This is a genomic window from Sphingobium scionense (genome assembly GCF_014197035.1).
In the GTDB taxonomy this organism is placed as follows: domain Bacteria; phylum Pseudomonadota; class Alphaproteobacteria; order Sphingomonadales; family Sphingomonadaceae; genus Sphingobium; species Sphingobium scionense.
Window position 1 is genome coordinate 355,715 of the sequence record NZ_JACIEU010000001.1, and the last position, 19,803, is coordinate 375,517.

The 19,803-nt window shown below is 65.5% G+C and carries 28 protein-coding genes; 13 read left to right on the forward strand and 15 right to left on the reverse strand.

Annotated features, from left to right (window positions below; all coding sequences use genetic code 11):
• Nucleotides 1–82 precede the first annotated feature (82 nt).
• Nucleotides 83–769: a hypothetical protein gene (locus tag GGQ90_RS01435; RefSeq protein WP_188080473.1), complete on the forward strand. Its 687-nt coding sequence runs from the start codon at nt 83–85 to the stop codon at nt 767–769.
• Nucleotides 770–796: 27 nt separating this feature from the next.
• On the opposite strand, the gene GGQ90_RS01440 is transcribed toward GGQ90_RS01435, so the two are convergent.
• A complete protein-coding gene (locus tag GGQ90_RS01440) occupies nt 797–1,273 on the reverse strand; it encodes an SspB family protein (RefSeq protein WP_188080474.1) in 477 nt (158 codons plus the stop codon).
• 98 nt (nt 1,274–1,371) lie between these two features.
• Here GGQ90_RS01440 and hisB point away from each other — a divergent pair, with 98 nt between their 5' ends.
• From hisB to GGQ90_RS01480, 8 genes are all read left to right on the forward strand, one after another.
• Complete coding sequence (hisB, locus tag GGQ90_RS01445; protein WP_007710360.1) at nt 1,372–1,959, forward strand: imidazoleglycerol-phosphate dehydratase HisB; 588 nt, start codon at nt 1,372–1,374, stop codon at nt 1,957–1,959.
• A gap of 28 nt (nt 1,960–1,987) precedes the next feature.
• Nucleotides 1,988–2,275, forward strand: coding sequence for a YciI family protein (locus tag GGQ90_RS01450; protein WP_188080475.1), 288 nt, complete (start codon nt 1,988–1,990; stop codon nt 2,273–2,275).
• Entirely contained in the window at nt 2,272–2,886 is a 615-nt protein-coding gene (gene hisH, locus GGQ90_RS01455; protein WP_188080476.1) for an imidazole glycerol phosphate synthase subunit HisH, read from the forward strand. The genes GGQ90_RS01450 and hisH overlap by 4 nt, the downstream gene beginning before the upstream one ends.
• Before the next feature lie 27 nt (nt 2,887–2,913).
• Nucleotides 2,914–3,651 (forward strand): 1-(5-phosphoribosyl)-5-[(5-phosphoribosylamino)methylideneamino]imidazole-4-carboxamide isomerase, encoded by a 738-nt coding sequence (gene hisA, locus GGQ90_RS01460; protein ID WP_188080477.1) that lies wholly within the window; start codon nt 2,914–2,916, stop codon nt 3,649–3,651.
• Between the two features lie 120 nt (nt 3,652–3,771).
• Entirely contained in the window at nt 3,772–4,536 is a 765-nt protein-coding gene (gene hisF / locus GGQ90_RS01465) for an imidazole glycerol phosphate synthase subunit HisF (RefSeq protein WP_188080478.1), read from the forward strand.
• A gap of 177 nt (nt 4,537–4,713) precedes the next feature.
• On the forward strand, nt 4,714–4,962 hold the full coding sequence (locus GGQ90_RS01470) for a PEP-CTERM sorting domain-containing protein (protein ID WP_004208572.1): 249 nt from the start codon (nt 4,714–4,716) through the stop codon (nt 4,960–4,962).
• Between the two features lie 42 nt (nt 4,963–5,004).
• The gene (locus tag GGQ90_RS01475; RefSeq protein ID WP_188080479.1) at nt 5,005–5,325 is read left to right on the forward strand and encodes a phosphoribosyl-ATP diphosphatase; all 321 of its coding nucleotides are present in this window, start codon (nt 5,005–5,007) and stop codon (nt 5,323–5,325) included.
• 84 nt (nt 5,326–5,409) lie between these two features.
• Nucleotides 5,410–5,988: a hypothetical protein gene (locus GGQ90_RS01480; RefSeq protein WP_188080480.1), complete on the forward strand. Its 579-nt coding sequence runs from the start codon at nt 5,410–5,412 to the stop codon at nt 5,986–5,988.
• On the opposite strand, the gene GGQ90_RS01485 is transcribed toward GGQ90_RS01480, so the two are convergent.
• Nucleotides 5,968–6,870 (reverse strand): histone deacetylase family protein, encoded by a 903-nt coding sequence (locus GGQ90_RS01485; protein ID WP_188080481.1) that lies wholly within the window; start codon nt 6,868–6,870, stop codon nt 5,968–5,970. The genes GGQ90_RS01480 and GGQ90_RS01485 overlap by 21 nt on opposite strands.
• 57 nt (nt 6,871–6,927) lie before the next feature.
• Between GGQ90_RS01485 and GGQ90_RS01490 the strand changes: the two genes are divergently transcribed.
• Genes GGQ90_RS01490 through GGQ90_RS01500 form a run of 3 tightly spaced genes read left to right on the forward strand, consistent with a single transcriptional unit; the run spans nt 6,928 to nt 9,450 of the window.
• Nucleotides 6,928–8,388 carry a L,D-transpeptidase family protein gene (locus GGQ90_RS01490; RefSeq protein ID WP_188080482.1) on the forward strand — a complete coding sequence of 487 codons (1,461 nt, stop codon included), beginning with the start codon at nt 6,928–6,930 and terminating at the stop codon, nt 8,386–8,388.
• Between the two features lie 5 nt (nt 8,389–8,393).
• A complete protein-coding gene (locus GGQ90_RS01495) occupies nt 8,394–8,714 on the forward strand; it encodes a hypothetical protein (RefSeq protein ID WP_188080483.1) in 321 nt (106 codons plus the stop codon).
• Between the two features lie 52 nt (nt 8,715–8,766).
• Nucleotides 8,767–9,450 (forward strand): murein L,D-transpeptidase catalytic domain family protein, encoded by a 684-nt coding sequence (locus GGQ90_RS01500; protein ID WP_188080484.1) that lies wholly within the window; start codon nt 8,767–8,769, stop codon nt 9,448–9,450.
• A 48-nt stretch (nt 9,451–9,498) separates the two neighbouring features.
• Here the strand turns inward: GGQ90_RS01500 and GGQ90_RS01505 are convergent, their stop codons facing one another.
• The 8 genes from GGQ90_RS01505 to GGQ90_RS01540 form a co-directional block, all read right to left on the reverse strand.
• A complete protein-coding gene (locus tag GGQ90_RS01505; protein WP_188080485.1) occupies nt 9,499–10,224 on the reverse strand; it encodes a tetratricopeptide repeat protein in 726 nt (241 codons plus the stop codon).
• A gap of 99 nt (nt 10,225–10,323) precedes the next feature.
• The gene (locus tag GGQ90_RS01510; RefSeq protein ID WP_188080486.1) at nt 10,324–11,019 is read right to left on the reverse strand and encodes an ATP12 family protein; all 696 of its coding nucleotides are present in this window, start codon (nt 11,017–11,019) and stop codon (nt 10,324–10,326) included.
• On the reverse strand, nt 11,016–11,270 hold the full coding sequence (locus tag GGQ90_RS01515) for a hypothetical protein (protein ID WP_188080487.1): 255 nt from the start codon (nt 11,268–11,270) through the stop codon (nt 11,016–11,018). Before GGQ90_RS01515 ends, GGQ90_RS01510 begins: the two co-directional genes overlap by 4 nt.
• Nucleotides 11,267–11,926, reverse strand: a complete 660-nt coding sequence (locus tag GGQ90_RS01520) for an HAD-IA family hydrolase (RefSeq protein ID WP_188080488.1) — start codon at nt 11,924–11,926, stop codon at nt 11,267–11,269. The genes GGQ90_RS01515 and GGQ90_RS01520 overlap by 4 nt, the downstream gene beginning before the upstream one ends.
• Nucleotides 11,923–12,525, reverse strand: a complete 603-nt coding sequence (locus tag GGQ90_RS01525) for an FMN-binding negative transcriptional regulator (protein ID WP_188080489.1) — start codon at nt 12,523–12,525, stop codon at nt 11,923–11,925. Before GGQ90_RS01525 ends, GGQ90_RS01520 begins: the two co-directional genes overlap by 4 nt.
• A 9-nt stretch (nt 12,526–12,534) precedes the next feature.
• The gene (locus tag GGQ90_RS01530) at nt 12,535–13,890 is read right to left on the reverse strand and encodes an RluA family pseudouridine synthase (protein WP_188080490.1); all 1,356 of its coding nucleotides are present in this window, start codon (nt 13,888–13,890) and stop codon (nt 12,535–12,537) included.
• The gene (gene crcB / locus GGQ90_RS01535) at nt 13,887–14,273 is read right to left on the reverse strand and encodes a fluoride efflux transporter CrcB (protein WP_188080491.1); all 387 of its coding nucleotides are present in this window, start codon (nt 14,271–14,273) and stop codon (nt 13,887–13,889) included. Before crcB ends, GGQ90_RS01530 begins: the two co-directional genes overlap by 4 nt.
• Before the next feature lie 44 nt (nt 14,274–14,317).
• Nucleotides 14,318–15,280 carry a DMT family transporter gene (locus GGQ90_RS01540; protein ID WP_188080492.1) on the reverse strand — a complete coding sequence of 321 codons (963 nt, stop codon included), beginning with the start codon at nt 15,278–15,280 and terminating at the stop codon, nt 14,318–14,320.
• 100 nt (nt 15,281–15,380) lie between these two features.
• Between GGQ90_RS01540 and GGQ90_RS01545 the strand changes: the two genes are divergently transcribed.
• Complete coding sequence (locus GGQ90_RS01545; protein WP_380767023.1) at nt 15,381–15,854, forward strand: Lrp/AsnC family transcriptional regulator; 474 nt, start codon at nt 15,381–15,383, stop codon at nt 15,852–15,854.
• Between the two features lie 16 nt (nt 15,855–15,870).
• Here GGQ90_RS01545 and GGQ90_RS01550 read toward each other — a convergent pair whose 3' ends face one another.
• The 5 genes from GGQ90_RS01550 to GGQ90_RS01570 all read right to left on the reverse strand — a co-directional run bounded on the left by GGQ90_RS01550 (nt 15,871) and on the right by GGQ90_RS01570 (nt 19,663).
• Complete coding sequence (locus tag GGQ90_RS01550) at nt 15,871–16,890, reverse strand: fatty acid desaturase family protein (RefSeq protein ID WP_188080494.1); 1,020 nt, start codon at nt 16,888–16,890, stop codon at nt 15,871–15,873.
• 273 nt (nt 16,891–17,163) lie between these two features.
• Nucleotides 17,164–18,072 carry a LysR substrate-binding domain-containing protein gene (locus tag GGQ90_RS01555; protein WP_188080495.1) on the reverse strand — a complete coding sequence of 303 codons (909 nt, stop codon included), beginning with the start codon at nt 18,070–18,072 and terminating at the stop codon, nt 17,164–17,166.
• Nucleotides 18,073–18,158: 86 nt separating this feature from the next.
• Nucleotides 18,159–18,410, reverse strand: a complete 252-nt coding sequence (locus tag GGQ90_RS01560; RefSeq protein ID WP_343053516.1) for a hypothetical protein — start codon at nt 18,408–18,410, stop codon at nt 18,159–18,161.
• Complete coding sequence (locus GGQ90_RS01565) at nt 18,400–18,765, reverse strand: hypothetical protein (RefSeq protein WP_188080496.1); 366 nt, start codon at nt 18,763–18,765, stop codon at nt 18,400–18,402. The genes GGQ90_RS01560 and GGQ90_RS01565 overlap by 11 nt, the downstream gene beginning before the upstream one ends.
• Nucleotides 18,766–18,916: 151 nt before the next feature.
• Nucleotides 18,917–19,663, reverse strand: coding sequence for a hypothetical protein (locus GGQ90_RS01570; protein WP_188080497.1), 747 nt, complete (start codon nt 19,661–19,663; stop codon nt 18,917–18,919).
• Between the last annotated feature and the right edge of the window lie 140 nt (nt 19,664–19,803).

Here is a 19,803-nt window from a genome sequence, read left to right on the forward strand (position 1 = left end):
ATCTACGCCTTTACCGGGGTTTACCGCAATTGATCGACCCGCCCGGCCCGATATCCTGCCCGGCACCCAGGAGGAAAACCGCATGTCTGATCGTCCCGTCCTTGCCCTCCTCCTCTGCCTTGCCGCCACGACCGCGCCGGCCCGCGCAGAAGAGGAAAAATCATCCGACGATCCCACCAAGATCGCGACCAAGGTCGGCATCACCCGCGCCTCGGACGAATTTTCGCTGTCCGGATCGGTCGCGGTCGGCCCCAAGCTGAAATTCAATGCCCGCGTGTCGGAATCGGGCCTCTGGTCGGTCGGCGCATCCTATCTGTTTCCGGTCGCGATCCTGACCTTCTCGGCCGGCAAGAGCCATTTCGATTCGGGCGTGGAACAGACGCGCTATTCGCTGGGCGGCTTCGTGCCGCTGTCGCAAATCGGCCTCAAGACCGGGAAATTGCAGATGTTCGTGCCCTTCGGCTATAGCTACACCAAGGGGCATGGCCCGGTCAGCGACATCGACCAGAGCGATGGCCTGCCAATCGCGCTCAGCAGCAACAGCGGCTATGCCGGGCTGTTTCTGCTACGGCCGCTGAGGCCGAAGCTGACCGCGATGGCGGGCGGCAATGTGACCAAGGGCACCCATGATTTTTCGGGCGTGGCGCTGGGCGGTGGCCTGTCCTACCACATAAGCCACCGCGACACGGTCGGCGCGAATATCAGCTATGTCGACAATAGTTTCGGAACGAGCCAGAAGCTGCGCTTCTCTTATCGCCACGAATTCTGAGCATGCGGCCGATATCGGCCGCAGGACTCACTTCTTCTTGCCGAAATCCACGGTGACGACGTTCGAGCCATCCTCGGTCATGACCGGTGGCGCGTCATTTTCCGCCGCATCATGGGGTTCGGGCTCTTCATCGGCCTGCACCTGGAACTGCAGAGCGAAATTGACCGCCGGATCGACGAAGGCGGTGATCGCACTGAAGGGAATGACCAGATGCGCCGCAACCTGGTTGAAGGTCAGGCTGACCTCGAAATGGCGGTCGCTGACCTTCAGATCCCAGAATTTATTCTGGAGGACGATGGTCATTTCGTCCGGGAAACGTTCCGACAGATGCTTGGGGATATCCACCCCGGCGGCATGCGTCTTGAACGTGATGTAGAAATGATGGACGCCCGGCAGGCCGCCGGTCTGCTGGACTTCGCCCAGCACGCGGCCGACGACCGCGCGCAGCGCCTCCTGCACGATTTCGTCATAGGGAATCAGGCTATCGGGCAGGTCTTCACTCATGGGGCACATGTCCTAACGACGCGAAAGCGCCGGTCAACCCCTGCCCGAGAGGTACATCATCAGATTGCATGGCGCGCGCGACGCGCTATAGGGCGCGCATGCGCACGGCCGAGATTCACCGCAACACTGCGGAAACGCAGATCGACGTGACCGTCAACCTCGACGGCACCGGTCTTTACACCGTCTCCACCGGGATCGGTTTCCTCGACCATATGATCGAGCAACTGTCGCGTCACTCGCTGATCGACATGACCGTCAAGACCGTCGGCGACCTGCATGTCGACCAGCATCACACCACCGAGGATACGGCGATCGCGATCGGCGAGGCGCTGGCCAAGGCCTTGGGCGACAAGCGCGGCATCAGCCGCTACGGCAGCGTCTATTCGCCGATGGACGAGACGCTGAGCCGCGTCGCGCTCGACATTTCCGGCCGCCCCTGGCTGGTGTGCAAGCTGCCCTTCACCGTCACCAAGGTCGGCGAATGGGACACGGAGATGGTGGAGCATTTCTTCCACAGCCTGGCCCAGGCCGCCGGCATCACGCTCCACATCGAACTGCTCTATGGCAGCAACAATCATCATATCGTCGAAAGCGCGTTCAAGGGCCTGGCCCGCGCGCTGCGCCAGGCGGTGGAGATCGACCCGCGCAAGGCCGACGCCATCCCCTCGACCAAGGGCATGCTCTAAGCATCACTTCCATAGAAAGGCCGACCCCATGTTCATCATTTCGCTGACCTATACGGCGCCGATCGATGTGCTGGACGGCCATCTGGCCGATCATCGCGCCTGGCTGGACCAGGGCATAACCGATGGCTGGCTGCTGCTCGCTGGCCGGCGCGAACCGCGCACCGGCGGCATCCTGCTGGCGCGCGGCGAACGTGACGATATCGCGGCCAAGGCGGCGACCGATCCCTTCGTCGTCAACGGCGCGGCGTCGTTCGAACTGATCGAGTTCCTCCCCGCGCGCGCCGCCAGCGTCAATCTGGACACGCTGCTGCCATGACCATCGCCCTGATCGACTATGGCGCGGGCAATCTCCACTCGGTCCACAATGCTCTGCGCAAGGCGGGTGCCGATGATGTGACCATTACCGCTGATGCCGATATCGTGGCGAAGGCCGACCGCATCGTGTTGCCAGGCGTCGGCGCCTTTCGCGCCTGCCGCGACGCCTTGGTGGCGATCCCCGGCATGGTCGACGCCATGAACGAGGCCGTGAACCAGCGCGGCATCCCCTTCCTGGGCGTATGCGTCGGCATGCAGTTGCTCGCCGACGCTGGTGAAGAGTTCGGCCGGCATGAGGGGCTGGGCTGGATCCCCGGAACGGTGCGCCTGATCGAACCCGGCGATGCGACGATCAAGGTGCCGCATATGGGCTGGAACGATGTGGTGCTGAACTGCACCCCGCCGCTGATCGAGGCCGGCGAGGCCTATTTCCTGCACAGCTATCATTATGAAGCCGCCGATCCGGCCCATGTCGCCGCCGTCACCGACCATGGCGGGCCGCTGGTCGCCGCCGTCGCGCGCGACACCATCATCGGTTGCCAGTTCCACCCGGAAAAGAGCCAGCGCTACGGCCTGTCCTTCCTGTCCCGTTTTCTCGACTGGCGGCCTTGAGGCCCCGTTCGCGCAAAGGTTGATCCCATGTCCCTGATCGTCTTCCCCGCCATCGACCTCAAAGGCGGCCAGGTCGTCCGCCTGGCCGAGGGCGACATGGACCGCGCCACCGTCTATGGCGACGATCCCGCCGCGCAGGCGCTGATCTTCGCCGCGGCCGGCGCCCAGCATATCCATGTCGTCGATCTCGACGGCAGCTTTGCCGGCCATGCGGTCAATGCCGAAGCGGTCGAACGCATCGTCGAGGCCTTTCCCGGCCATGTCCAGCTCGGCGGTGGCATCCGCAACCGGGAGTCGGTCGAGCGCTGGTTTGACCTCGGCGTATCGCGCATCGTGATCGGCACCGCCGCGCTCAAGGATCCCGCCTTCGTCAAGGCGGCGGCGCGTGACTTCCCCGGCGGCATCGTCGTCGCGGTCGATGCGCGCGACGGCTTCGTCGCGACCGATGGCTGGGCGGAAAAGAGCGACATGCCGGTGATCGACCTCGCCCGCCGGTTCGAGGATGCGGGCGTCGCCAGCCTGCTCTTCACCGATGTCGGCCGCGACGGCCTGCTCAAGGGCGTAAATATCGATGCGACCGTCGACCTTGCCCGCGCCACCGACATGCCGGTGATCGCCAGCGGCGGCGTGGCGGGGATCGCGGATATCCGCATCCTCAGCCTCCATGCCGATGACGGGATCGAAGGCGTCATCACCGGCCGCGCCATCTATGACGGCCGCCTCGACCTCAAGACCGCGCTCGCGGTCGCGCAGGCGGCGGCGTAAACATATTACCGTTCGGGCTGAGCGAAGTCGAAGTTCAGGCCTGAGCGGCGCGAAGGCCCTCACTGTGTTCGGGCGAGCCCTTCGACTTCGCCCAGGGCGAACGGAAAAAGGAAAATTGTCATGACCGTCCGCACCCGCGTCATTCCCTGCCTCGACGTTGCCAATGGCCGCGTGGTGAAGGGCGTCAATTTCGTCGACCTCAAGGATGCCGGCGATCCGGTCGAGCAGGCCAAGCTCTATGACGCGGCCGGCGCCGACGAACTCTGCTTCCTCGACATCACCGCGACCCATGAGGCGCGCGGCACCATATTGGACGTGGTGCGCCGCACCGCCGAAGTCTGCTTCATGCCCGTCACCGTCGGCGGCGGCGTGCGCAGCGCGGAGGACGCCCGCGCGCTGCTGCTCGCCGGCGCGGACAAGGTCGCGGTCAACAGCGCCGCGGTCGCGCGGCCCGAACTGGTGGCCGACATCGCCGACCGCTTCGGCGCGCAGTGCATCGTCGGGTCGGTCGATGCCCGCAAGGTGGGCGAGGATCGCTGGGAAATCTTCACCCATGGCGGCCGCAAGCCGACCGGCATCGACGCGCTGGAGCATGCCCTGCGCCTCGCCGAACTCGGCGCAGGCGAACTGCTCGTCACCTCGATGGACGGCGACGGCACCAAGCGGGGTTATGACCTGGCGCTCACCCGCACGATCGCCGATGCCGTGTCGATCCCGGTGATCGCCAGCGGCGGCGTCGGCACGCTGGATCATCTGGTTGAAGGCGTGGTCGAGGGGCATGCCAGCGCGGTCCTGGCGGCGTCCATATTTCACTTCGGTCAACATAGTATTGCTGAAGCGCATCAGGCCCTGGCCCGCGCCGGCATCCCTGTTCGCGGCCATTAAAGCGCGGAAAAGCGCCGAAATGTCGGGTTAATTGACATTAACCATATAGCGCTTTTGGCGGCCATTGGTCGCCAACCGCAGAAAAGCGTCACTTGGCAAAATTGGCATGGGAACTGCGTAGACAGGGCGCAGGGTCGTTTCGAAGCGATTTGTCCATTTTGAAACAGGGTGACTTTTATGCAGATCAGCAAACTTCTTCTCGTAGCGGGTTCGGCCAGCCTGATGGGCCTCGCCATCCCCGCCCCCGCCAACGCCACCTTCTGCTGGTTCAAGTGCGGCGGCTCCAGCGGCGGCGGCACCTCGTCGGGTGGCAGCAGCGGTGGCACGCCGACCCCGGTGCCTGAACCCGAACAGATGGCGCTGTTCGGCATGGGTGCCGCCGTGCTGGCCGGCCGCGTCTTCTTCGCGCGCCGCAAGCAGAAGTAAAATTCATTTGACGGGTCGCGCGCGGGACGCTTGATGCAGCCCATGCGCGCGACCCTTCAAACCCTCGAACAGACCATCGCCGAGCGACGGAAGGCCGATCCATCGGCATCCTATGTGGCGAAGCTGACCGCCCGCGGCCGGGGCAAGATCGCCCAGAAGGTCGGCGAGGAAGCGGTCGAGGCGGTGATCGCCGCCATGGCCGACAATCGGGCCGAACTGGTCGGCGAAAGCGCGGACCTCCTCTTCCACCTGCTGGTGCTGCTCGCCGATTGCGGCATTCCCTTCGACGATGTGCTGGACGAACTGGACCGGCGCGAGGGGCTTTCGGGCATCGCCGAAAAGGCGGCCCGTCCAAAGGATTGATTCCGTCCACGGAAAGACATTGCCTTCCCTGCGTTTGTAGATCAGCCTCCGCGTCCGGAGCGCGTTGGAACGGGGAGTGAGGCCATGATGCTGCGGACCATCCTGGGCGGACTGCTGGGCGGTTTCGCCATGTTCATCATCGGCTTCCTCTTCTGGGGCACGCCCTTGAGCGCGCTGGCGCTCAGTCGTGCCGATCCGCAGGCGAGCGCCAATCTGCAGGCCGCAATGGCGCAGGCGCTGGCCCGCAATGGCACCGGCGTCTATGTCATCCCCGATCCCGCCACGGCGCAGGGCACCATCCTCTATGGCAAGGGGCCGGTGGCGATGCTCTTCTACAATAATGCTGGCTTCCCGGTGATGGACGGCTCCAGCCTGATCGGCGGACTGCTGCTGGCGCTGGCGACCGGCGTGCTGATCGCGCTCGCGCTGCGCTTCGTCACCGGCGACTTCAACAGCCGGGCGCGGGTGTCGATCCTGTTCGCGCTCGCCACGGTGCTGTGGCTGCATATCGGCCAGGCCGTGTTCAACCATGCACCCTGGGGCTACAGCCTCTATCTGGCGCTGAGCGATCTGGTCGCGCTGAGCGTGGCCGGGCTGATCGCCGCGAAGCTGATGGAAGGGCGCGCCGCGAAGCCGAACGCGTCAGACAGCACGCTCCACTGACGCCATACGCAGCATGCAGGCGGCATGGCGGCGCGCGACCGCCATCCGGTCCGGGCCATAGCCGCCACCCATGCAACTGGCGACCGGGATGGCGCGCGCCAGCGCCTGGCGCATCACCAGCCCGTCGCGCGCGGCCAGCCCCTCGTCGCTGAGCGCCAGCCGGCCCAGCCGATCATCCATATGACCGTCCACCCCGGCCTGATACAGGATCAGGTCCGGCGCAAAATCATCCAGCGCGCGCGGGAGCAACTCGCCCAGTGCCGCCAGATACTCCGCGTCGCCAGTATCGTCGGCCAGGCCCAGATCCAGTGTCGACCGCGCCTTGCGCACCGGGAAATTCTTCTCCGCATGGATCGACACTGTGAAGACATCGCCCCGCCCCGCCATCAGCGACGCCGTGCCATCGCCCTGATGCACGTCGAGGTCCAGGATCAGGATGCGGTTCGCATCCCCCTCCGCGATCAGCCGGTTGGCCGCGATCGCCAAATCGTTGAACACGCAATAGCCCGCGCCGCTGTCGGCCAGCGCATGATGACTGCCCCCGGCCGCATTGGCGGCATAGCCGTGAAGCAGCGCCAGCTTCGCCGCCAGCCAGGTGCCGCCCGGTGACAGCAGCGCCCGGCGCATCACCCGCTCGGTTACCGGAAAGCCGATACGCCGTTCCTTTTCGGGCGGCACCGCCAGCGCCAGCACCTGCTCGACATAGGCGGGATCATGCACCGCCGCGATCCAGGACGCGGGCATCGGAGCGGGCGTGTGAACGGTCATCGGCGCGCCGCTGTCGGCCAGCACCTCCATCACCAGTCCATATTTGTCGAAGCGCGCCTGCTGCCCGTCTGTGGCCGGGGAGACATAGGCGGGATGGTGAACGACGTGCAGCATGATCTTTTCCCGCTATCGCGATTTGATAGATGGCCGCTTTGCGCTATCTGGTCCAGCATGAACCGTCCCGATTTGATCCGTTTTCTCGCCCTCCCCCTGCTGGCCGCCGCCGCCATCCCGGCCGTCGCGCAGCCGCCGGCCGTGACACCGTCCCAGAGCGCGCCGCCGGCCGGCCAAGTCGTGCTGCCCCCGCCCATGGCGGTGATGCCCCCGCCCGTGCCGCTGCCGGCCCTGTCGCAGGCGCAGGATGACTGGGCGAATGAATGGCTGAAGAGCGGCATGGCCGAAGGGCTGATGGCGCGCAGCAAGCCGACCGCGCCGATGCACGGGCAGCAATTGCTGAACGCATTGCTGGATCGCGGCCGCGCGCTCAGCACCGGCCGGGTCGATACCGCCGATTTCCTGGAGGTCTGGGCGCTGCGCCCGGCCGCCTTCGATCCGCGCCCCTCGCTCGCCAAGGCGATTGCCGAGGATCGGCTGCCGCAATGGGCCGCCAGCCTGACCCCGCCCTATTCGGGCTATGACGGGCTGCGCAAGGGCCTCGCCACCTATGAGAAGATCCGGGATACTGGCGGCTGGCCCAGCCTGTCGGCAGGCGCCTCGGCCGATGTCGTGCGCGCCCGCCTGGCGCTGGAGGATCGCACCGTCACCGGCACCGAGCCGCAGACCGCCGCGCTGCAACGCGCCCAGCGCCGCTATGGCCTCAATCCCACCGGTCTGCTCGACGCGCGCACCCTGACCGCACTCAACGTGTCGGTGGATGATCGCATCGCCGCGATCATGGCCAATATGGAACGCTGGCGCTGGATGCCGCGCGAATTGCCGGTCAACCGCGTCCAGGTGAACATCGCCGCCGCCGTGCTGACCGTGTTCCAGGGCGACCAACCCGTCACCTCGATGCGCGCCGTCACAGGCAGCCCGACCAACCAGACGCCGATGCTGTCGTCGAACATCCATTCCATCGTGGTCAATCCGCCCTGGAACGTGCCGATGTCGATCGCCAGGAAGGAACTGTTTCCCAAGGGTCGCGCGACCCTGGCCAAGCAGGGCTACAAGATCGTGAAGACGCCCGAGGGCGGCGAGCGCATCGTCCAGCCCGCCGGCCCCAACAGCGCGCTCGGCCGGCTGAAGTTCGATTTCAACAATCCCTTCGCCGTCTATCTGCACGACACGCCTTCGCGCGGGAAGTTCTCCAGCTATGACCGGCTTGCCAGCCATGGCTGCATCCGCCTGGAAAAACCGGTGTCGCTGGCCGAACTAATGGTGGCGAGCGATCCCAGCCTGTCGGGCCAGATCCAGAGCCTAATCGACACCAACAAGACCCAGCGCGTGTCGCTGCCCTCGCAGGTCGCGGTCTATCTGCTTTACTGGACCGCCTTTGCCAGCAGCAACGGCACCATGAACTTCCGCGCCGACCCCTATGACTGGGACAAGCTGCTGGCCCAGAAGATCGAGGCCTCCAGCCGCCGCGTCGACCCCACTGCGGTCAATTCGACCGCCCCCGCAGCCAAGGACTGATCCCCATGCGCCATTTTGCCCGCCCCCTGACCTTCGCCGCCCTGTCGGGCGCGCTGCTGCTTGCCGCCTGCGGCAAGAAGGAAGAGGAAGCACCGGTGACCAACAATCTGGTCGAACCCCCGGTCGAGAATGTCATCGTGAACGAACCGGAAGCGCTGCCGCCCGAGCCGGAAAATGTCGTCACCCCGACTCCGGCACCGCCGCCGTCCGTGTCGGAACAGCAGCAGATTCTGGATGATGCCGAAGCCAGCGGCATGACCTCTCGCCTGCGCGAAAACGGCGAGGGGAGCCAGGGAGCGGACGAAGCGGGCAATAGCAGCCTGTGACGAAGGTCGCCCCCGTCTTGGAGCGGGGGCGTTGATTTGTTATAGACGGCATATGGATCGCCGCAAATTCACGAAGTTCGCTTTAAGCGGACTCGCCCTTTCGTTTTTGACCGATAGTGTTGGCAAGGCCGCGCTTCCGGTAGCGCCTGAACCCGCGAACCGTCCTCCGGTTCCCGCGACTCCATCGGCCGCACCGATTTTTTCGCGCAAGCCCTATGCGCTGCTGCTGGAAGAGGCGAAGGCCGCACTCGACCAGCATGCGCGCGACTTCACCCTGCGCGACCGCATCGCCATCGCCGACTTCAACGCGCCGTCGAAGGAATTCAGATTCCATATCGTCGACCTGATCGGCGGCCAGGCGAACAGCTATCTGGTGTCGCACGGGCGTGGGTCAGATCCGGGCCATTCGGGCTGGCTGCAAAGCTTTTCCAACGAGCCCAATTCGCTCGCCAGTTCGTCCGGCGCCTACAAGACGCTGACCATGTATGAAGGCCAGCATGGCCGGTCGATGCGCCTTGCCGGCCTCGATCCGCAGAACAACAATGCGGAAATGCGCGCGATCGTGATCCATGGCGCCGACTATGTCAGCGAAGATCATGTCGCATCCTGGGGCAAGTGCGGCCGCAGCGAAGGCTGTTTCGCGGTCGCCCGCCACATGGTGCCGCAGGTTCTGGGCATGCTGGGGCCGGGCCGCATGGTCTATGCCAACAAGATTACCGGCATGGTCGAAGCCTGACCGGCAAAGGCCCCGCCCGGATCGCCGGGCGAAGCCTTCTCTTCATCGTCAGCCGGCCTTGACGCCGCTCAGTGCCTGAGCGGCCGGCTTGTTCGACGCATCGACCGAACCGTCCGCCAGCATCGCCTTGCTCATCGTCGCCGCTTCGGTCTGAAGCGTGGCATCGCCGGTCGCCTGGCTGGCGCCGATCAGCGCCGACAACAGGATATTCTTCGTCACTGGATCGGCCGCATTGGCCGCCGCCGACTTGCGGGCCAGGCCCAGCGCTTCCTGATAGAGCGGCGCGGAGCCGGCCTTGTCCTGCGCGCCCAGCTTCTGGTTGCCCAACTGGATCAGGATACCGGCCAGGATGTTGCGGCTGGTGGCATCGGCGGGCTTGGCCTCCACCAGCTTGCGCCAGTGCGGCAGGGATTCGCTATAGAGCGCGATCACCTTGTCCATCTTGCCGAGCGCGCCCTGGGCAGCGGCATCGGCGTAAAGCGCGTTGGCGAGGAAATTGACATTGTCGATCTTGGCGGGGTCGACCTCCACCGCGGTGCGGATGGCGGGCATCGCCGCCTCATATTTGGTCGCGGCGGTGGCGTTGTCGCCCGCTTGCAACGCGGTCTGGCCGGCGGTGAAATCGGTCACCGCCTGATTGAAGGCATTGATCTGTTCGGGGGTCATCTGGCCGGCGGCGGGGGCAGCGCTGGCTGCGGGGGCATCCTGTGCCAGGGCCGGTGCGGCAAGGGTGGAAAGGGCGAGAAAGGCAGAAACAAAAATGCGGGACTGCAAGGTCAGGGTCTCCCTGGTCGTTGATCCGATGTTGGCGGATGCAATCAGGGCATCCGCCAACACAAGAATGAACGAACGAGCGGTCCCGTTCCCAGTCCCTCAGGCTCGCGCCATCCCGCAAAAGGCTCGACCCACGGCAAACTCGCCCGCGCGGCGCGCCGAACGGGCCAGCGCTTCGGCATCCTCGCCCCATTGTTCGGCCTGCCAGCGCTCGTCGATCTCGGCCGCTTCCCATACGGTATCCGCGTCGAACGCCTCTTCCAGCACCGCCAGGCCGCAGACCAGCGAGCCGCTCAACGTCACCAGCCGCGACAGGCCGGCCAGGGTGAAGGGGGCAAGTCCGTCCACCGCCGCCGCCAGCCGTTCCAGCGTCGCGTCGGGCTGGGCGACATGGATGATGCCCTGGGTGGTGACGAAGGCGACGCCATAGCGGGTGCGCGCCCAGTCGAGCAGCGGATCCCAGGCTGCAGCCTGACGCGCGACGAACGCCTCCGGCCCCTCGGCCCGGTAGCAGAGCATGTCGGTGCCGCCATATTCGGCGATGTCGGCCGCGAACTTGGCGCGATTGCCGGCAACATGGTCGATCGCCGCATTGGCGAGGCCGGTGAAGGCCATGGTCGCGGGATCGACCGTCTCGCCCTGGTCGCACCATTCCTGCGCCACTGCCTCGGCCAGCACGGCGTTGGGCAGCGCCAGTTCGGCGCGGGCGGGCGTGCGCACCGGGCGCCCGTCCAGCCGGATCGCGAAACCAGCTTCGACCGGCTCGACCGTCACTTGCTTGTAGAATCGCTTCACGGGCGGCTCCGCTTGAACAGGGCCAGCATCAGGCGCGGTACGACCACGAACTGGAACAGGCCGACGATCACCATGATGATGCCGAATGCCTTGGCCTTGTCGCCCTGCACCCAGGAAAAGCGCTGCATGATGGCCAGGAAGCCGAACATGACGAGGAAAGCGCCCGACAGGCGGAACAGGCCGATCGCGAAATGACGCTGGCGCGCGATCTTTTCCGGGTCGACCGGCGGGATGGGAGGCATGTCGTTCATGGCGCGTCGATATGGCGGCGCAACGCGTCGCTGTCCATCGCGACTGCATGGGCGCCCGCCTGCGTCAGCTCCGCCGGCGCATGATAGCCCCAGCCGACACCGATCGCACGGGTGCCGGCGGCCAGTCCCATGTCGATGTCGAAATGGGTATCGCCGATCATCACCGTGGTTTCGGGCACCGCGCCCGCCTCCGCCATCGCCTGCAACAGCATCGATGGGTGGGGCTTGGACGGGTGGCGATCGGCGGTCTGCAGAGTCACGAAATGATGCGCCAGATCATGATGGGCAAGACACAGGTTGAGGCCGCGATCGGACTTGCCGGTGGCGACGCCCAGCAGCCAGCCATCGCCGTCCAGTTCCCGCACCAGGTCGGCCATGCCGGGATAGAGCGGTTCGGACACGGCATTGGCGCTGCGCAGAGCGTGGAAGGCCGCCTTGTAGCGATCGGTCAGCAGTAGATGATAATCCGCCTCGGCCTCGGGCAGCAGCCGGGCCATCGCATGGGGCAGCGACAGGCCGACGATCGACAGGATCGCCAGCCGGTCGGGCGGCACCAGCTTCTCGCTCTCGAAGGCCCGGGCCATGGCGGTGCAGATGCTGTGCTGACTATCGACCAGCGTGCCATCGCAATCGAACACGACCAGGCGGTTGCTCATGCCAGCGTTTCCCGCATCAACGCAGCGATGCCGCTGTCGCCCGCCTCCTCCAGCCGCTGCGCGGCGCCGAGGCGCGCGGACGCCACCTTGTTCTGGCCCAGCTTGCGGGTGCCGCGCCAGTCGGCGACGGTCAGTTCATAACCGGTGATCGCGCCCAGCATCCGGTCGAACAGCCCATCCGCCATCTTGTCGCGGGTCCAGACGGGCTTGGGCGCCAGCCGAACCTCATTGTCATGGGACAAGGCATCGATCAGCGCAGGGAGGCGATCGGGCGCCATCATCCGGACATCCCCCTCCAGTTCGACCGCAACATAATTCCAGGTCGGCACCTGATCCTCCAGGCCATACCAGTCTGGACTGACATAGCCATGCGGCCCGTTCGCCACGAATAGCGCCCGCGCGCCATCGAGATGTGCCGCCATGCGATTGCCGCGCGACAAGTGAAAGCCGATGCGCCCCTCATCCAGCCAGACCACCGGAACATGCGCAACGCAAGGGCCGGCCGGTGTATCGGCAAACAACATACCGAACGGCGCTTTCGCCACGAAGGCGCGCATAGCGTCCCGATCGGCCCAGCGGAATTTGGGATCAGGATGCACGCCCGCCCCTTAATTCCCGCCGCGGCCACGCCGTTCGCCACGTCGTTCCTTGCGGACCAACTTGGCATGCGCCCTGGCGAACTTCTTCTCATCCTCGCGCGTGGGGGTGCGATCGATTTCGTCGTCCAGCGGCATGTCGCCCAGCGACAGGTCAAAACCCAGCGAAACGAGGCTGGCAAGGAAATGCTCGGGCAATTCCGCCTTCATGTCGATGCGGCCGCCATCGGGATGGTCGACGCGGATGCGACGGGCGTGGAGGTGCATCTTGCGGCTGATCGAGCCTGAGAGGAAACTCTCCTTCCCGCCATATTTTCCGTCGCCGACCAGCGGGTGGCCAATCGCCGCCATATGGACGCGCAACTGGTGGGTGCGGCCGGTATAGGGCTGCAACTCGACCCAGGCGGCGCGGTTGCCGGCGCGCTCGATCACGCGATAGCGGGTGCGGGCGGGCAGGCCCTCCTCCTGATCGACGTGCATCTTCTCGCCACCGGTGCCCGGCTGCTTGGCGATCGGCAGTTCGATCATGCCATCGTCGATGCTGGGCACGCCGATGACGATCGCCCAATAGACTTTCCGCGCGGTGCGGCTGGAAAAGGCCTTGGCAAAATGCGCGGCCGCACGGCTGGAGCGGGCGAGCAGCAGCGCGCCCGAGGTGTCCTTATCCAACCGGTGGACCAGCTTGGGCCGGGATTCGCCGTCGAAGATCAGTCCGTCGAGCAGACGGTCGACATGCTCGTCGGTCTTCGTCCCGCCCTGGGTGGCGAGACCCGGCGGCTTGTTGATGACGATCGCTTGGCGGTCGCGGTGGATCACCATGTCCTGGACATAGGCGATCTCGTCCTCGGTCAGGTCGATCACCCGGACGCGCTTGGGCTTGTCCGCCGGCGCCGCCTTGGGCTCGGCCGGTGGCACGCGGATCATCTGGCCTTCGGCGATGCGGTCGCCTGGCGCAGCGCGCGCGCCATCGACGCGCAACTGGCCTGTGCGCGACCAGCGCGACACGATGTTGAAGCCGACATCGGGCAGATGCCGCTGGAACCAGCGGTCGAGGCGGATGCCGTCATCATCGGCCTGCACCCGATATTGCCGCACGTCGAGGCTGACGCCCTTGGCGGGATTGGGCTTGGCTACAACCGCCGGGGCCGGAGCCGCCGCCTTGGCGACCGGCGCCTTGGTGCGGGGCTTGGCCGCAGGCCTGGTCGCTGGTTTGAACGGCTTGTCGCCATCCTTCTTGCGCGCGCTCGCTGCCTTGGCCCCGCCACGAGCGCGACCGGGCGCGCCGCTGCGGCCGCCGGGTTTCGTGGTGCCGCCGGGCTTGCCGCCGCGTGCCGGACCACCAGATTTGCCGGGAGGACGCCCCTTCATGCCGCAACACTCCGCATAACCGTAAGACCCAGCGCCAGCGCGGCGACCGCGCCGACCAGCGAGAAGAGGGCATAGGCGAGCGCCAGGCCGATCTGGCCGCGCTCGATCATCAGCATCGTCTCCAGGCTGAAGGAGGAAAAGGTGGTAAAGCCACCCATCAGGCCGACGCCCAGCAGCAGGCGCATCGGCTCGCCCGAGACGGCGCTGCCGCGCGCCAGCCAGCCGGCGAGCAGGCCCATGGCGAAACCGCCGATCAGATTGGCGGCAAAAGTGCCCCAGGGCCAGGCCGCGCCGGGCGCCATCAGCCCGGCGAAACGGCCAAGCTGGTAGCGCAGCAGGCTGCCTACTGCGCCGCCGCCCATAACAAGAAAGATATTGGTCATGCTTTTCGCCCTATCGCGATTCCGCAAAAGGGGAAAGGACGCATTCAGGCGGCGATGCTACCCTCTGCCGGGACGGGACGGCGATGGGCGGCAATACAGCTCAAGACCGAGAGGATCACCAGGACGAATGCCGTGCCCTCCAGCAGCGTCGGCAGCCGCGCTTCCCAGATGAAAGCGTAGAGCAAGGCAAAGCCGGTTTCGAACAGGATCATCTGCCCCACCATGGTCAGCGGCAGCAGCCGGGTCATGCGATTCCATAGCGCATTGCCGACGATCGAGGCGAACAGGGCGACAGCGATGACGACAATGGCAAAGCGGGTCCAGTCGGCCGCATCATGCCTGCCGCTACCCAGCCAGGGGACGAGCGGCAGAAACAGCAGCGCCTGCACCCCGGTGGCAAGGCCGATCAGGAAATTCCAGTCCTGCGAGCCGATACCCTCCATCCGCCGCAGCCAGTGATTATTGCCGATGGCAAAAGCGGTCCAGGAGATGAGCGCGCCGACCGCGCAGGCAAAGCCGATGATCCGCGTCGCCACGGCGCCGCCACCGGGCAAGACGATCGCCTGCCAGCCAATGCACAAGGCCCCGGCGACGCAGAGCAGGAGCGATGGCGCCAGTTGCCGCAGCGGCACCGCGCCCGCCTGACGGCTGCCGACGATCGTTACCGCCACCGGCAGGAAGCCGACCACCAGCGAGGTCATGGCGATACCGCCCATCTGCACCGCGCTCACCAGCAACACATAGTAGAAGAGGTTGCCGGCCAGCGCGAGCCAGGCCAGCGTCCACATTATGCGCGGCGTCAGTAGCGGCCGGATCGTCCGCCAGCGCGGCGCGACAAGCAACGCTGACATCAGGCCGTAGGCCAGATAACGGCCGATCGCCTGTTCGAGCGGGCTAAAGCCGGGCACAAGTTCAGGAGCAAGAAAGACCAAGCCCCATAACGCACCAGCGCCTGCTCCGCTCAATATGCCGGCCAGGATCGCGCCCGGCTGTCGTAACTGGTTCATGCCCGCCTATCGCCCGTCAAATTCCGATATGGGAAATATCATCATCGCACCGAGAAAAGTGCTCTTGATTGGCCCATCAAATGCAACAATTACTCACTTTATGAGCCAGACCAGCAAAATCGACAGCTTCGACCGGGCCATCCTGCGCCTGATCCAGCGCGACACCCGCATGCCGCAGCGCGCGATTGCCGAGGCGGTCAATCTGTCGACCGCCGCCGTGCAGCGCCGTATCGCCGCGATGGAGCGCAGCGGCGTGATCGTGCGCAATGTCGCGATCGTCGATCCCGATCAGGTGGGCCTCGGCGTCACATCCATCGTCGAGGTCAATCTGGTCGATGAAAAGGCGGCGCGCGTCGACAAGGCCAAGCAATTGTTCCGCGACGCGCCCGAAGTGCAGCAATGCTATTATGTCACCGGCGGCCGCAGCTTCATCATGTTGATCGTCGCGCCCGACATGCGCAGCTATGAAGCGATCACCCGCCGCCTGTTCGCCGAAAATGAATCAGTCGCCAGCTATCACAGCTATCTGGCGCTCAACCGGGTGAAGGCGGGCATGGAACTGGTCATCCCCTGATCCGCCGCCTTTCGGGCTAGGAATTTGCCTCGACCGGCACGGCCCGCCGGTTTGAATCGCCAGCGCCCGGGGGCGGCATCAATTCCCGAATCATGGCCCAATAGCCCCGCGTGACATGGGCATCCTGCGCATAGAGCGGATCGGACGCCATCAGATGCCGGTGCAAGCGGCGCAGATTATGCCAAGGCACCGACGGGAACAGATGATGTTCCAGATGATAGCTGACATTGAGCGGCCCGATCAGGATCCGGTCGATCAGGGTCGGGATGACGGTGCGGGTGCCGCGTATTTCCGATTCGTCGGTGACGCCATTATGCTCCGCCATCGCCCGGATGCGGTTGAAGACGTTCATCCACAGAAATTGCGGGATCAGGAACAAACCCAATATCTGCCAGCGCCAGGGCGACCACAGGATCAGGCCGTAGACCAGCACCGCCCAGACGACATAGCGGATACGCAGCGCCAGCCGGAAATCGAAGCCGAAGCGCATCGGATTGTGGAAATTGGCCAGCGGCGACCAGACCCGCGCCGGGCGGGCCACGCGATAATAGTTGACGCCGGTCAGGCTGCGCAACAGCAACACAGCCATGGCGCGCCCGTCCTTCGGAAAATCCTGGTCGCTATCCTTACGCGCAGCGCGATAATCATAATCGCGCATCGTATTGGTATGGCGGTGATGCACCATATGGGCAGCGCGATAGAGATCGACACTGAGGGCAAAGGGATAGGCCACGAACAGGTCGCCGATCAGGTCATTGACGCGGCGATTGCTGAACAGCATCCCGTGGCAGGCCTCATGCATCATCACCGCAAGAACCTGGATTCGCGTGCCGATAACGATGCCCGCGATCAGATAGGCGGGCCAGCGATCGACCCGGATGGCGATCACGCAGGCGGCGACGATGACGGCCCATTGCAGGATCAGCAAAAAGCCATTGCGCCAGTTGGGGACGACCGACAATTGCCGGATCAGGGACAGGGTAGCGCGCCGCGAATAGCGGTATCCCGGCGCGCGGTCCTGAGCGGCATCTTCCATGGAACCCTGCCTCCGAACGTCCCACCAATATTGGGCCGATGCTATGATCGGGACAAACCAGCGTCAAGCGCGAGGCCCGACACAGGCAGCCGCCGTTCCGATCAGCATTAACGGCTTGTTAGGCGCCCTGCCGCACAAGGATCGCTTCCAATCGGTGGGGATCGATTATGGTTGATATTGTTTTCGAATTTTCGGCGCACATGCTGGCGCTCGGGCTGATCGTCGGCGGCGTGTACAGCCTGACCAAGGAAGCCGGCTTGCGCTGACGGCCGTTCAGGCCAGCGGGCCGTCCGTCAGCGACGGAAAGCTTTCCGCGACATAGTCGATGAACGCGCGCAGGGTCGGCGACATGCCGGTGCGCGCGGTGAAGAGGACGTGGACGATGCCCTCGCTGGTCCGCCAGTCGGGCAGGACATGCACCAGCCGCCCCTGTTGCAGCTCGACCGAACAGGCTGCTGACGACAGCAGCGCCACGCCCAGCCCGGCCACCGCCGCATCGCGCACCCTCGCTGAATCATTGCTGCAGAAACGGGGATGATGGGCGACGACATGCTGTCGTCCCTGCCCGTTCATCAACAGCCACTCATCATGTTCGACATGCTCGCCCACGCTCAGCGTCGGCAGTTCGGCAAGGCTGGCGATGGTCGTCGCCGCGACCTGCGCCGCCACCGCCGGCGCAGCCACCAGGATACGCTCCAGCAGCCCCAGCGGATGCATCGTCAGCGCCTGATCATGCACGGTGTCGATATCGACGCGAAAGGCGGCATCGAACCGCTCCTGAATCAGGTCGATCCGCCGGCTGCTGATATGCATTTCCAGATGGACGTCGGGATAGAGCATCAGGAACCGGGCGAAGACATCAGTGCGCAGATAGCGGGCCAGCCCCGGCGGGCAGGCGATGCGCAGATTGCCGCTGATCTGCGACCGGGCGCGCGCGGCAATCGCCTGGGTGGCGTCGATCCCTTCGGCGATCGCCTCGCACTGGCGATAGATTTCGCGGCCGACATCGGTCACGCGCAGATTGCGGGTCGATCGCTCGATCAGGCGGACGCCCAGCACCTGTTCCAGCCGCGCGACCCGGCGACTGAGCTTCGCCTTGCGTTCGCCGCTGGCGCGCTCCGCCGCGCTGAAGCCGCCATGGCGCACGACTTGGGCAAAGCTGCGCAAATCATCCAGATCCATGGCGTCGTCCGGTCTGCTCTCCTGCCGCGTCGAACCGGTGCTACACGCTCCGCCCGGCTGGCGCCAGCCGGGCGCGGCATCCGCGATCACCGCGCCTGGCCGCTGACCATCATCGGCAGGAACAGCAGCGACGCCGCCACCGTCGCCACGAAGGATACCAGCAGGTCATCGACCATGCCGTTGATGCCGCTGAACAGGGCGATTTCCACGAACAGGATCAGGAAGAACAGCGCCAGCCGCGTGACGACACGCGGATGCGCCAGATGGAATGCGCGCAGCATCTCCAGCGCCTGCATCGGCTGCTGGCGCAACGCGCTGCCGGAAGGATCAGGCCGCACGGACCACCGCCCGCCGGGCATCCCCGGTCATGTAGAGCACGCGCAGCAGGTCGAGCTGCTCGCGCGAGAAACCGGCCGCATCGAACGCGTCCAGTTCCTCACCGGTCAGCGACCGGCCGGTGCGCAGGATGATCGCGCTCTGGCGCAGCGTTTCCAGCCGCGGATTGGCCAGGGCGTAGGTCGGCTCCGGGCCGCGCAGGAAGCTGCGCAACCGGCCGAGCGGCGCGCGGACCGAGGGCACGGAACTGGCCGGATCGCTATCGGCCAGCCAGAGCACCTGGCGCTCCTGTGCGTCAAAGGGTTCGCCGACATTGTCATTGGCCGTATTGGCCCGGTTGAAGACGGAGTGCTGCATCGCCTTGATCCCACCTGTTGTTGCAGGCGATGTAGCGATGCACGGGTCGGGCTTGTAGCTGGCAAAAGGACGACAGATCGTTTCCGTTTTGGAAACAAAGCGCCTCAGTGCAGCAAAAGGGGACAATGCCCCCTTGCCCTTATGGCCGCTTTTATCTGCCGTGGTCGGCGATGATGTCGACGCCGGTCTTGCCGCCCGGCGCATTGGTGAAGACGATGAAATAGGCGCTGCCATCGGCCTTGCGCGTGCCGCCCAGCACATTGTCGCCCTCGACGATACGATGTTCCGCATCGAAGCCGGCGCGGCGAACCTGGGTATAATAATAGTCGATCACGCCCTGCTTGGGCACCGCCGTCACGAAGCTCGCCGCGCGCAGGGTACAGCCATCCTTCTCCGCGCCCGCCGCCTCGGTCAGTTGTGCGCCGGGATAGAGGGTGAAGGGATCGGGCATGCGGCTCGCCCATTGCATGCCATAGATCAGCTTCTTGGCGCAGCCGGCATTGCCCCCGCCGCCCAGTTGCGCCTGTTCGCGCGCCAGCCCGCCCAGCGTCATCGGGCTGTTCTTGATCGGACCGCTGACCGGCGCCGGGGCGGACAGCAGCTTGCCGCCGACCAGCTTGGCCGCCTGTGCCTGCGCCTTGCCGGCGTCACCGCTCAGCACCGGCAGGGCGCCATTGGCGGCACGATCGGCGCTGCGCACGGCGTTGCGGTTCGACTGGCCGACGAGATTGGGATCGACCACGATGTCGTCGGCCAGCGCGCCCCTGACCGCAGGGTCGGCGGCATTGTTGGTCAACTGGTCGTCCAGCGCGGCCAGATTGCCGTCCTTGCCGCCCTTGCCACAGGCCGGGAGCGCCAGCAGCAACGCCATCACACCAATCTGTCGGGAAATCGCCATCCGCCTCGCTCCTTCATAACCCGGCGACATAGAACGGATAGCGGGACTTTCCGTTCGCATTCAGGGTGCATAGACGCCCTTACGCCATCGCAGGGCCAGTTTCTGCCGGGTGGCATGGTCGCTTGTCTTGTTCCGGGACA